Origin of the sequence: Streptomyces sp. 378, assembly GCF_030124145.1 — a bacterium.
Classification (GTDB): domain Bacteria; phylum Actinomycetota; class Actinomycetes; order Streptomycetales; family Streptomycetaceae; genus Streptomyces.
In genome coordinates this window covers 115,376-126,909 of the sequence record NZ_JASKMS010000025.1, presented here as the reverse complement: position 1 = coordinate 126,909, position 11,534 = coordinate 115,376, and the positions used below count along the sequence as shown (strand labels likewise).

General features: G+C 70.2%; 9 protein-coding genes, 1 tRNA gene and 1 pseudogene. 8 read left to right on the top strand and 3 right to left on the bottom strand.

Annotated features, from left to right (window positions below):
* Nucleotides 1–53 precede the first annotated feature (53 nt).
* From QNO09_RS28785 to QNO09_RS28770, 4 genes and pseudogenes are all read left to right on the top strand, one after another.
* Nucleotides 54–638, top strand: a pseudogene (locus QNO09_RS28785) (helix-turn-helix domain-containing protein); the annotation flags it as partial.
* 102 nt (nt 639–740) lie between these two features.
* Nucleotides 741–1,343, top strand: a complete 603-nt coding sequence (orn, locus tag QNO09_RS28780) for an oligoribonuclease (protein ID WP_283973166.1) — start codon at nt 741–743, stop codon at nt 1,341–1,343.
* 116 nt (nt 1,344–1,459) lie between these two features.
* Nucleotides 1,460–1,532, top strand: a tRNA-His gene (locus QNO09_RS28775).
* Nucleotides 1,533–1,633: 101 nt separating this feature from the next.
* Nucleotides 1,634–2,824 carry an MFS transporter gene (locus QNO09_RS28770; protein WP_283973165.1) on the top strand — a complete coding sequence of 397 codons (1,191 nt, stop codon included), beginning with the start codon at nt 1,634–1,636 and terminating at the stop codon, nt 2,822–2,824.
* Between the two features lie 369 nt (nt 2,825–3,193).
* Here the strand turns inward: QNO09_RS28770 and QNO09_RS28765 are convergent, their stop codons facing one another.
* On the bottom strand, nt 3,194–4,249 hold the full coding sequence (locus QNO09_RS28765; RefSeq protein ID WP_283973164.1) for a LacI family DNA-binding transcriptional regulator: 1,056 nt from the start codon (nt 4,247–4,249) through the stop codon (nt 3,194–3,196).
* Between the two features lie 409 nt (nt 4,250–4,658).
* On the opposite strand from QNO09_RS28765, the gene QNO09_RS28760 reads away from it, so the two are divergent.
* From QNO09_RS28760 to QNO09_RS28745, 4 genes are all read left to right on the top strand, one after another.
* Nucleotides 4,659–5,981 carry an ABC transporter substrate-binding protein gene (locus QNO09_RS28760; protein ID WP_283973163.1) on the top strand — a complete coding sequence of 441 codons (1,323 nt, stop codon included), beginning with the start codon at nt 4,659–4,661 and terminating at the stop codon, nt 5,979–5,981.
* Nucleotides 5,982–5,986: 5 nt separating this feature from the next.
* Entirely contained in the window at nt 5,987–7,000 is a 1,014-nt protein-coding gene (locus QNO09_RS28755) for a carbohydrate ABC transporter permease (RefSeq protein WP_283973162.1), read from the top strand.
* Between the two features lie 12 nt (nt 7,001–7,012).
* On the top strand, nt 7,013–7,921 hold the full coding sequence (locus tag QNO09_RS28750; protein WP_102912406.1) for a carbohydrate ABC transporter permease: 909 nt from the start codon (nt 7,013–7,015) through the stop codon (nt 7,919–7,921).
* Nucleotides 7,922–8,018: 97 nt separating this feature from the next.
* Nucleotides 8,019–9,455: a GH1 family beta-glucosidase gene (locus tag QNO09_RS28745; protein WP_283973161.1), complete on the top strand. Its 1,437-nt coding sequence runs from the start codon at nt 8,019–8,021 to the stop codon at nt 9,453–9,455.
* A gap of 202 nt (nt 9,456–9,657) precedes the next feature.
* Here QNO09_RS28745 and QNO09_RS28740 read toward each other — a convergent pair whose 3' ends face one another.
* The gene (locus tag QNO09_RS28740; RefSeq protein ID WP_283973160.1) at nt 9,658–10,545 is read right to left on the bottom strand and encodes a carbohydrate ABC transporter permease; all 888 of its coding nucleotides are present in this window, start codon (nt 10,543–10,545) and stop codon (nt 9,658–9,660) included.
* Nucleotides 10,542–11,525, bottom strand: coding sequence for a carbohydrate ABC transporter permease (locus tag QNO09_RS28735; RefSeq protein ID WP_283973159.1), 984 nt, complete (start codon nt 11,523–11,525; stop codon nt 10,542–10,544). The genes QNO09_RS28740 and QNO09_RS28735 overlap by 4 nt, the downstream gene beginning before the upstream one ends.
* Nucleotides 11,526–11,534 lie beyond the last annotated feature (9 nt).

Below are 11,534 nucleotides of genomic sequence, written 5' to 3'. Positions count from 1 at the left end.
CCTTCACCAGCATCGCCTGCACCCTCATCTGCTACCGCAGACTCACCAAATGAGACGACTTCTTACCCGAGGAGATCGGCGCCGACCCGCTCGCCGAGGTCGTCGCCTGGGCGCTGGAGCACCTCCACGAGCAGTTCGACGTGGAGACCCTGGCGGCACGCGCGTACATGAGCCGGCGTACGTTCGACCGCCGCTTCCGCTCGCTGACCGGGAGCGCTCCGCTGCAGTGGCTGATCACCCAGCGGGTGCTTCAGGCGCAGCGCCTGCTGGAGACGTCGGACTACTCGGTGGACGAGGTGGCGGGGCGCTGCGGCTTCCGGTCACCGGTCGCCCTGCGCGGGCACTTCCGCCGCCAGCTGGGCTCGTCCCCGGCCGCGTACCGGGCGGCGTACCGTGCCCGGCGCCCGCAGGGCGAGCGGCCTCAGGAGACCGAGAGCGCACCGGGCGGTCCGGGGTCCGGCATGCCGGGCCACCCGGGCCACGCGGGACACCATCCGGGCCAGCCCGGCCAGGTGTCGTCGCCGCTGCACCCGGAGCACCCCGTCCCGCTCCAGTCCCGCCGTACGGCGGCGGCGAGCGCGGTCGGGCAGTCCCCGGCCCTGTCGGCGAGCCTGCCCGGGCAGCGCAGCGCGCCGTGATCGGACCGCGGGGCCCGCGAGGAGCACGCCTCCTCGCGGGCCCCGCGGCTTTCCCGGCCCGGGCGGCCCGGCCGGGACACGACGGGCCGTAGGGTGAGACACATGAACGATCGCATGGTGTGGATCGACTGCGAGATGACCGGCCTCTCGCTGTCGGACGACGCGCTCATCGAGGTGGCCGCCCTCGTGACCGACTCCGAGCTGAACGTGCTCGGCGAGGGCGTGGACATCGTCATCCGGCCGCCGGAGCAGGCGCTGGAGACGATGCCGGACGTGGTGCGTCAGATGCACACCTCCTCCGGGCTGCTCACCGAGCTGGCCGGGGGCACGACGCTGAAGGACGCCGAGGACCAGGTCCTGACGTACGTGCGGGAGTTCGTCAAGGAGCCGGGCAAGGCCCCGCTGTGCGGGAACTCCGTCGGCACGGACCGCGGTTTCCTGCTGCGTGACATGCCGACGCTGGAGAACTACCTCCACTACCGGATCGTCGACGTGTCGTCGATCAAGGAGCTGGCGCGTCGCTGGTACCCGCGGGCGTACTTCAACAGCCCGCAGAAGAGCGGCAACCACCGCGCGCTCGCCGACATCCGTGAGTCGATCGCGGAGCTGCGGTACTACCGCGAGGCCGTGTTCGTCCCGCAGCCCGGACCCGACTCGGACACCGCGCGGACGATCGCCGCGAAGCACGTCCTGCCTGCTCAGTAGGCGGGAGAGGGGCCCGTCGGGGGCTGCTGCGAAAGCCTGGCGCGAGCACCCCTTCGGACCCTGTACACTTTTTCTCGGCCGGTCGGGGACAAACACTGATCTCCAAGCCGGTCATGGTGGGTGTAGCTCAGCTGGTAGAGCACCTGGTTGTGGTCCAGGATGCCGCGGGTTCGAGTCCCGTCACTCACCCTGAGTCTTCAGCCGGTGGCCTCGAAAGAGGCCACCGGCTGAAGCGTTTTCCAGCGCGCCGATCGAGATGACGTCCGCGGGGCGCGGCTACCGTCGGCGCCATGGACGGTGGACGCCCGGGATGGCGCGCGTGTGTGCTCGGCGGAGCGGTCTTCGCCGTCTGCATGGCCGGCACCACGCTGCCGACTCCCCTCTATCCCCTCTACCAGGATGAGTTCGGCTTCTCCGAACTGACCGTCACCGTGGTGTACGCGCTGTACGCCTTCGCCGTGATCGGTGTGCTGCTGCTGGTCGGCGACGCCTCGGACGCCGTGGGCAGGCGCCCGGTGCTGCTGTGCGGGCTGGGCTTCGCGGCGGTGAGCGCCGTTTGCTTCCTGTGCGCCACCGGGCTCGGCTGGCTGTACGCGGGGCGGCTGCTGTCCGGACTGTCCGCCGGGTTGTTCACCGGGGCCGCCACGGCGTACGTGATGGAGCTGGCGCCGCGGGGCGGTGCCGCGCGGGCCACGTTCGTGGCGACGGCCGCCAACATGGGCGGACTGGGCTGCGGTCCGCTGCTGTCCGGGGTGCTCGCGGAGTACGCCCCCTGGCCGCTGTACCTGCCGTTCGTCGCCCACCTCGCCCTGGTGGCCGCCTCGGCCGTCGTCCTGCTGCGGCTCGCGGAGACGGTACGGGAGCGGCGGCCGCTGCGCGCCGTACGCCCGCAGCGGCCCGCGCTGCCCCCGCGGGTGCGCGCGGTGTTCGGTCCCGCGGCCACCGCCGCCTTCGTCGGATTCGCCCTGTTCGGCGTGTTCACCTCGGTCAGCCCGGCCTTCCTCGCGGAGTCCCTGGACGTGGACGACCACGCCGTGAGCGGGCTGATCGTCGCGCTGGCCTTCTTCTCGTCGACGGCCGGGCAACTGGCGGTCGGCCGGGTCGGCGTACGGCGCTCCCTTCCGCTGGGCTGCGGCGTGCTCCTGGCCGGGCTGGCGCTGCTCGCCGGTGCGCTGCGGTGGGACCAGATGCCGTTGCTGGTCGCCAGCGCCCTCGTCGGCGGAATCGGCCAGGGCCTGGCGTTCCGCGGTGCCCTGTCCGAGGTGGCCGAGGCCTCTCCGGAACACCGGCGCGCGGCGGTGATCTCGACCCTGTTCGTGGTGGCCTACGCGGGCATCTCCCTCCCGGTCATCGGCGTCGGCCTGCTGACCGGCCCGATCGGCCTGGAGGGCGCGGGGCTGGTGTTCATCACGTGCATGGCGATTCTGGTCGTGACGGCGGCGGCCTACCTGGTACGCCGCCCGGCACCGGCTCGGGCGTGAGCACATGCGGTCGTGAGGCCATGGGCGAGCTGGTGAAGCGGCGAAGGCGCTGGCCCGGGTACGGACGGAGGAGCTGGGCCTGCGGGCCCCGGTGCGGCTCCCGCTCTTCAGCTACGTCTGCCCTGGGACGGGATCGCCTGACACGGCTGGTTCGGCGAGGCGGAGCTTCCTGTACCTGCGTGCGCGGCGCTCCGGAAGTGGCTGTTCGTGCCGGACGGGGTGGAGGCCTGCGGTGGCTTCCCGGTCCCAGCCCGCCGGCCGCCGCCGGGTCGTGGTCAACTCCCGCATGCAGCCGAGCCGTTCACCCGGGTCGGCCCGGATCACGAACCAGCTCACCGTGCGCCCGCAGGAGCCGTACGACGCGGTCCGTCAGGACGACGACCGGGACACCAACTCCGTGGCCAGGACCATCTGCCGGCGCTCCAGGCCGCGGGACGCGAGGGGACGGCGGTCGGCGACCTCCGTGAGCAGGAGGTCTATCATCCGGCGGCCCATCTCCTCTATGGGCTGGCGGACGCTGGTGAGGGGCGGCTCCATGTGGCGGGCGATGGCGGAGTCGTCGTAGCCGACGAGTGCCACGTCCTCCGGGATGCGGCGGCCCGCCTCGCGCAGCGCCCGGCGGGCGCCGGACGCGGTGACGTCGGAGGCGGCGAAGACCGCGTCCACGTCCGGGTGACGCTCCAGCAGGGCGGTCATGGCCCGGTGCCCGCCCTCCTCGGTGAAGTCCCCCGCCTCGATCATCCCTTCGTCCACCCACCGGCCGGCGTCGCTCAGTGCCTCGCGGAAGCCGTCGACCCGGCGCTGCGCGCCGTAGACGTCGAGGCGGCCGGTGATGTGGGCGATCCGGCTCCGGCCCCGGGACAGCAGATGCTCGACGGCCTGGCGGGCGCCGCCGTAATTGTCCGAGTCGACCGACGGCAGGGTCTCCGTCGAGGAGCGCGGGCCGCTGATCACCGCCGGGATCTCCAGCTGGGCCAGCAGGTCGGGCAGCGGATCGTCCGCGTGCACCGACACCAGCAGGACGCCGTCGACCCGGTGCGCCGCCAGGTACTGCGCGAGGCGGCGGCGTTCCCGGTCGCTGCCCGCGAAGATCAGCAGTAGCTGCATCTCGGTGTCGGACAGCGCCGCCCCGACGCCCTTCAGCATGTCCGAGAAGTACGGCTCCGCGAAGAACCGGGTCTCCGGCTCGGGGACGACCAGGGCGATCGCGTCCGTACGGTTGGCGGCCAGGGCCCGGGCCGCGGTGTTGGGGACGTAGCCGAGCTCCGCCACCGCGGCCTCGACGGCCGCGCGGGTCGCGTCGCTGACCCGGGGCGAGCCGTTGATCACCCGCGAGACGGTGCCGCGTCCGACACCGGCGCGCGCCGCCACCTCTTCGAGAGTGGGCCGGCCACCGCTTCGGCCCCGCGCTCCGTGGGTTGCCATGGGCTCCGCCTTCCCGTCCACACCCGCACTCTGCGACTGGCCTGGAATTTAACAGGCTCGTCAGCCGTATGACCGCCGCCGAGGGCTCGCCGCCCCCGGCCTTCCGGTTCGGCCGGACGAGCCGGTGCGACCGGCGCCCCGGCCGGCTCGATACCACCGGCCCGACTCCCAACCGGTGCCGGGCCCGGTCCAGTTAACAGCCCGATAACTGAACGCATCTCTCGTTGTCCGGTCCCTTGACACCCCCGCCGCGACCGGGGACTCTTCAACACATCACCGGTGGGAGCGCTCCCACAGTACCTGACACATACACAACCCGCACGTTCCCCACCCGAGCCTTAAGCGCGTAAAACGGTCCGACCATGCAGGTGGCCGGGGGGTCGGCACGTCAGGGCAACAGGAGGACGACATGCGAGCACGCATCCGAACCGCCCGCAAGGCGATGGTCGTCGCGGCCGTCGCGTCGCTGGGCGCCGGGCTGCTGGCCGGCTGTGCCGACGACGGCGGAGGCGACGGCTCCTCGTCGGGCGGCAGCGGCGGCAGCGACGGCAAGACCAAGATCACTCTGGGGCTGTTCGGTACCTTCGGGTTCGAGGAGGCCGGCCTCTACAAGGAGTACGAGAAGCTCCACCCGGACATCGACATCCAGCAGACGGTCGTCGAGCGGAACGAGAACTACTACCCCACCCTGGTCAACCACCTGACCACCAACAGCGGTCTGCAGGACATCCAGGGCGTCGAGGTCGGCAACATCGCCGAGATCGTCAAGACCCAGTCCGACAAGCTGCTGGACCTCTCCAAGTACGGCAAGGAGAGCGACTACCTCGACTGGAAGTGGCAGCAGGCCACCACCGAGGACGGTCAGACCATCGGCCTGGGCACGGACGTCGGCCCGATGGCCATCTGCTACCGCAAGGACCTCTTCGAGAAGGCCGGTCTGCCCACCGACCGCGAGGAGGTCGCCAAGCTGTGGGCCGGTGACTGGAAGAAGCTCGTCCAGGTCGGCGAGGACTACCAGAAGAAGGCGCCGAAGGGCACCACCTTCCTGGACTCCCCCGGCGGTCTGCTCCAGGCGATCCTCAGCAGCGAGAAGGACCGCTTCTACGACTCCTCCGGCAAGGTCATCTACAAGTCGAACCCGGCCGTGAAGGCCGCCTTCGACCTCACCGCCAAGGCGGCCGAGGACGGACTGATCGGGAACCAGACCCAGTTCCAGCCCGCCTGGGACACCACGATCGCCAACAGCAAGTTCGCCGCGATGTCCTGCCCGCCGTGGATGCTCGGCTACATCAAGGGCAAGTCGAAGCCGGAGGCCAAGGGCAAGTGGGACGTGGCCGCGTCGCCGAAGTCCGGCAACTGGGGCGGTTCCTTCCTGGCGGTGCCCAAGTCCGGCAAGAACGCCGAGGAGGCCGCGAAGCTGGCCGCCTGGCTGACCGCGCCCGAGCAGCAGGCCAAGCTGTTCGCCGTGCAGGGCAGCTTCCCGAGCACCCCGGCCGCCTACGAGTCGGACGCGGTGAAGAACGCCAAGAACGAGATGACCGGTGACGCGCCGATCGGCACCATCTTCGCCGCCGCCGCCCAGAGCAGCCCGGTGCAGACGATCGGCCCGAAGGACCAGATCATCCAGCAGGGTCTGACGGACAACGGCGTCATCCTCGTCACCCAGGGCAAGTCGCCCGAGGAGGCGTGGGACACGGCCGTCAAGACCATCGACAACAACCTGGACCAGTGACCCGAATGGCAACCAGGCACGACACCGCCGCGTCCCCCGTGAAGGAGGGGGGCGCGGCCCCGGGCCGCCCGCCGGCCGACGCGGACGCGGAGGCGGCGCGGAAGAAGCGCGCCCGGCTCTCCCGCCGCTGGCAGCGCGACATGCGCTGGAGCCCGTACGCGTTCGTCTCGCCCTTCTTCCTGCTCTTCCTCGCGTTCGGCCTGTTCCCGCTGCTGTACACCGGCTGGGCCTCGCTGCACCAGGTGGAGCTGACGGCACCCACGGACATGTCCTGGGTGGGCCTGCACAACTACACCCGCATCTTCGACGACGACTTCTTCTGGAACGCGGCGAAGAACACCCTGACCATCGGCATCATCTCCACCGTTCCGCAGCTGCTGATGGCGATGGGCCTGGCGCACATCCTCAACTACAAGCTGCGCGGCTCCACGTTCTACCGCGTCGTCATGCTGGCCCCCTACGCCACGTCGATCGCCGCCGCCTCGCTGGTCTTCGTGCTGCTCTTCGGCCGCGACTACGGCATGATCAACTGGGCGCTGAACGCCGTCGGCATCGACCACGTCGACTGGCAGAACGACAAGTGGCCGTCCCAGATCGCCGTGTCCACCATCATCATCTGGCGCTGGACGGGCTACAACGCGCTGATCTACCTGGCCGCGATGCAGGCGATCCCGCAGGACCTCTACGAGTCGGCGGCCCTGGACGGAGCCAGCCGCTGGCGGCAGTTCCTCCACGTCACGCTGCCCTCGCTGCGTCCGACCATCCTGTTCACGGTCGTGGTGTCGACCATCGGCGCCTCGCAGGTGTTCGGCGAGCCGCTGCTGTTCGACGCGAACAAGGGTGCCTCCGGCGGATCCCAGCACCAGTTCCAGACGCTCGGCCTGTACCTGTACGAGCAGGGCTGGATCAACCAGCACCTGGGCCGCGCCTCCGCCATCGCCTGGACGATGTTCCTGATCCTCATCGTGATCGGGGTCGTCAACTACGTCATCTCGCGCCGGCTGCGCGCCAGTAGCTAAGGAGAACCGGCCGTGACGACGACCCTGACGAAACCCCCGGCCGACGCGGTCCCCGAACCGCCGAAGCGGTCACGTGGCATGAAGGCGGCACGCGCGGGCGGGCAGCTGCACGCCGGCCCGGTGGCATACGTCATCCTCGCCCTCTTCACCGTCATCTCGCTGTTCCCGCTGGTGTGGACGGCGATCGCCGCCTCGCGCGACAACCAGCGCCTGGCGCAGACCCCGCCGCCCTTCTGGTTCGGCTCCGGCCTCTTCGACAAGCTCGAAGTGGCCTGGACGGACGCCAACCTGGGCGAGGCGTTCCTCAACACCACCCTGGTGGCCGGCATCTCGTCGTTCACCATCGTGTTCCTGTCGACGATCGCCGGATTCGCCTTCGCCAAGCTGCGCTTCAAGGGCCGTGGCGCGGCGATGCTGGTGGTGATCGGCACGATGATGGTGCCGCCGCAGCTCAGCATCATCCCGCTGTACATGATGGTCGCCAAACTCGACTGGACGGACCAGCTCCAGGCGGTGATCTTCCCGTCGCTGGTGAGCGCGTTCGGTGTGTTCTTCATGCGGCAGTACCTGATCCAGGCGCTGCCGGACGAGATCATCGAGGCGGCCCGGGTGGACGGCGCGAGCAGCTGGCGCGTGGTGTGGCACGTGGTGTTCCCGACCGCGCGGCCCGCGATGGCCGTCCTGGGCATGCTGATGTTCGTGCAGACCTGGAACGACTTCCTGTGGCCCTTCCTGGTCCTGACCCAGACCGGCAACCCGACCGTGCAGGTGGCGGTGGCGGGGCTGGGGCGCGGCTACACGCCGGACCAGTCGCTGATCATGGCCGGCGCCCTGCTCGGCACGCTGCCGCTGCTGATCGTCTTCGCGATCTTCGGCAAGCAGATCGTCGGCGGCATCATGCAGGGCGCCGTCAAGGGCTGAGCGCCGCTGAATCCTGCCTTCCCCGGGGCCGAGCCACAGCCGCCTCGGCCCCTCCCCCTCCACTCGTCGGTCACACGACCCCCTTGGGAGCGCTTCCATGCCTGACTCCGAGAACCCGGCCACCGCGGTGTCCTTCCCGCCCGCCTTCCTGTGGGGCGCGGCGACGTCCGCGTACCAGATCGAGGGTGCGGTACGGGAGGACGGCCGTACGCCGTCGATCTGGGACACCTTCAGCCATACGCCGGGCAAGACGGCCGGTGGTGAGACCGGTGACATCGCTGTCGACCACTACCACCGCTACCGCGACGACGTGGCGCTGATGGCGGAGCTGGGCCTGGGCGCCTACCGCTTCTCCGTCTCGTGGTCGCGGGTGCAGCCGACCGGCCGGGGCCCGGCCGTGCAGAAGGGCCTGGACTTCTACCGTCGGCTGGTGGACGAGCTGCTGTCCAAGGGCATCAAGCCGGCCGTCACCCTCTACCACTGGGACCTGCCGCAGGAGCTGGAGGACGCGGGCGGCTGGCCCGAGCGCGACACGGCGTACCGGTTCGCGGAGTACGCGCAGATCGTCGGCGAGGCGCTGGGCGACCGGGTGGAGCAGTGGATCACGCTCAACGAGCCGTGGTGCAGCGCGTTCCTGGGCTATGCCTCCGGGGTGCACGCCCCGGGCCGTACGGACCCGGCGGCCTCGCTGCGTGCCGCGCACCATCTGAACCTCGCGCACGGGCTGGGCGCGTCCGCCCTGCGGTCGGTGATGCCGGCCCGCAACACGGTCGCGATCAGCCTCAACTCCTCGGTGGTGCGGCCTCTTTCGCAGGACCCGGCGGATCTGGCGGCGGCCCGCAGGATCGACGACCTGGCCAACGGCGTGTTCCACGGGCCGATGCTGCACGGCGCCTACCCGGAGTCGCTGTACGTGGCGACGGCGGGCCTGACGGACTGGGACCACGTCCTCGACGGCGACCTGGAGCTGATCAACCAGCCGCTGGACGCGCTGGGCCTCAACTACTACACGCCCGCGCTGGTCTCGGCCGCGGACGCGTCGGCGAAGGCGCCGCGCGCCGACGGCCACGGGGCGAGCGACCACTCGCCGTGGCCGGCCGCCGACGACGTCGCCTTCCACCAGACACCCGGTGACCGTACCGAGATGGGCTGGACGATCGACCCGACCGGACTGCACGAGCTGATCATGCGCTACACCCGGGAGGCGCCGGGCCTGCCGCTCTACATCACGGAGAACGGCGCGGCCTACGACGACAAGATCGACTCCGACGGCCGGGTGCACGACCCGGAGCGTGTCGCCTACCTGCACGGCCACCTGTCGGCGGTGCGCCGGGCGATCGCCGACGGCGCGGACGTCCGCGGCTACTACCTGTGGTCGCTGATGGACAACTTCGAGTGGTCGTACGGCTACGGCAAGCGCTTCGGCGCGGTCTACGTGGACTACGCGACGCTGGAGCGCACGCCGAAGACGAGCGCCCTGTGGTACGGCAGGGCGGCGCGGACCGGGTCACTGCCCGAGGTGGAGGCGGTCTGACCGACGGGGGACGGGGCGCGGGGCGCGGCACGCTTAGGGGAGTGCCGCGCCCCGCTCCGTCTCGGCGGGGAGTGCTCGGACGGGACGCCGCCACCGGCGGGCCGCTCCCGTGAACTCGCGCGGGTCCTGGCCGGGTTGGCTGTGGCCACCGGCCTTGGGACGGCGGCGGTGGCCACGGGGTTCCCTTTCCGGGGAATGGACGTCAGCCCTTGTTGGCGCCCAGGGTGAGGCCGCTGACGAACTGGCGCTGGAGCGCGAAGTAGACGATCAGGGTGGGGATCGCGGTGAGCAGGGCGCCGGCGGCGACCAGGTTGGGGTCGGTGAAGTACTGGCCGGAGAGGTTGTTCAGGGCCGAGGTGATCGGCATGTTCTCGCCGGTGGAGATGAGCACGATGGCCCAGAAGAAGTCGTTGTAGATCCAGATGGAGAGCAGGGTGGCGAGGGCGGCCATCGCGGGCTTGCACAGCGGCAGCACGATCTGCCAGTACAGGCGCCAGACGGAGGCGCCGTCGACGAGGGCGGCCTCGGTGAGCTCGTGCGGCAGGGAGCGCATGTAGTTGCTCAGCACGAAGGCGCAGAAGCCGGACTGGAACGCCACGTGGATGAGGACCAGGCCGAGCGCGGAGTCGTAGAGCTTGCCGCTCATGGTGATGCCGGGCAGGTCGATCAGCAGGTAGAGCCGGTACAGCGGGGTGATGATGACCTGCTGGGGCAGCAGGTTGCCGGCCGTGAACACCAGCAGCAGGAACAGGTTGAGGCGGAAGTCGAAGCGGCTGACGTAGAAGGCGACCATCGACGACAGCAGCAGTGTCAGCAGCACGGCCGGGATGGCGATCAGCAGGGTGTTGCCGAAGTAGTGCAGCATGTCCGACTGCTGGAAGGAGTTCGTGAAGTTGTCGAAGGTGAGCTTGTCGGGCCAGGACACGTAGCCCTTGGTGCTGGTCTCCGCGTACGGCCGCATCGCCGCGAGCAGAGCCCACAGCAGGGGCGCGAGCCAGGCCAGCGCCGTGACGACGAGGAAGGTGTGCAGCAGGATCCGGGCGGGGCGGATCGGGGCGCGCTGCTTGCGCGGGGCGCTCAGGGTACTCATGCGCGCCGCTCCTTCCGGAAGGTGGCGATCAGGTACGGGATGATCACCACGAGGGAGATCACCAGCAGGACGACGGCGATGGCGGAGCCGTACCCGATGCGGCTGGATTCGCCGATGATGTTGTTGGTGACCAGGATCGACAGCAGTTCGGTGCCCTGGGCGCCCTTGTTGAAGACGAACACCAGGTCGAAGGCGCGCAGGGCCTCGATGATCGTGACGACCAGGACGACGGTGTTGGTCGGGCGCAGGGTCGGGAAGATCACGTTCCTGAACGTCTGCCACTCGCTCGCGCCGTCCAGCGCGGAGGCCTCGCGCAGGGCGGGGTCGACGCTCTTCAGGCCGGCCAGGTACAGGATCATCATGTAACCGGCGTGCCGCCAGGAGGCGGCGACGAGGATGGCCCAGAGGTTCAGGTCCGGGTCGCCGATCCAGTCGATGTAGTGGCCGGGCTCGTTGGCGCCGATCAGGCTGTTGATCAGGCCCGTGTCCGGGTTGTAGATCAGCTGCCAGACGAATCCGATGACCGCCAGCGACATCACCACCGGCAGGAAGAACGCGGTCTGGTACACGCGGCTGAAGCGGATCTTCTTGTCCAGCTGCACGGCCAGGAACAGGCCGAACGGCGTGGGCAGCAGGATGAGCACCACGAACCAGACGACGTTGTGCTCGACGGCGGGCCAGAACTGCGGGTTGCTGGTGAACAGCTCCCTGAAGTTGTGCAGTCCGACCCACTTGATGGCGTCGAAGCCGATGCCGTCCCAGGTGGTGAAGGCCAGCGCGATCGAGGCCAGCGCCGTCAGCCACACCAGGGCGACGTGCAGGATCGTCGGCACGCCCGCCATCAGGCCGAGCGTGAGGCGGTCGCGGCGGGTGAGCAGCCGCCGGTGGCCGTGGGGCGTCTTGGCGGGGGCGGGTGCGGGGGCGGGCTCCGGAGCCGGCTGGGCGGCCGGCTCCGGAGCCTTCGCGGGGGTGGCAGTCATGTGGGATCC

Coding starts and splice junctions, on each gene's coding strand:
- orn (WP_283973166.1), top strand. CDS start 741: ATGAACGATCGCATGGTGTGGATCGACTGCGAGATGACCGGCCTCTCG.
- QNO09_RS28770 (WP_283973165.1), top strand. CDS start 1,634: ATGGACGGTGGACGCCCGGGATGGCGCGCGTGTGTGCTCGGCGGAGCG.
- QNO09_RS28765 (WP_283973164.1), bottom strand. CDS start 4,249: ATGGCAACCCACGGAGCGCGGGGCCGAAGCGGTGGCCGGCCCACTCTC.
- QNO09_RS28760 (WP_283973163.1), top strand. CDS start 4,659: ATGCGAGCACGCATCCGAACCGCCCGCAAGGCGATGGTCGTCGCGGCC.
- QNO09_RS28755 (WP_283973162.1), top strand. CDS start 5,987: ATGGCAACCAGGCACGACACCGCCGCGTCCCCCGTGAAGGAGGGGGGC.
- QNO09_RS28745 (WP_283973161.1), top strand. CDS start 8,019: ATGCCTGACTCCGAGAACCCGGCCACCGCGGTGTCCTTCCCGCCCGCC.
- QNO09_RS28740 (WP_283973160.1), bottom strand. CDS start 10,545: ATGAGTACCCTGAGCGCCCCGCGCAAGCAGCGCGCCCCGATCCGCCCC.
- QNO09_RS28735 (WP_283973159.1), bottom strand. CDS start 11,525: ATGACTGCCACCCCCGCGAAGGCTCCGGAGCCGGCCGCCCAGCCGGCT.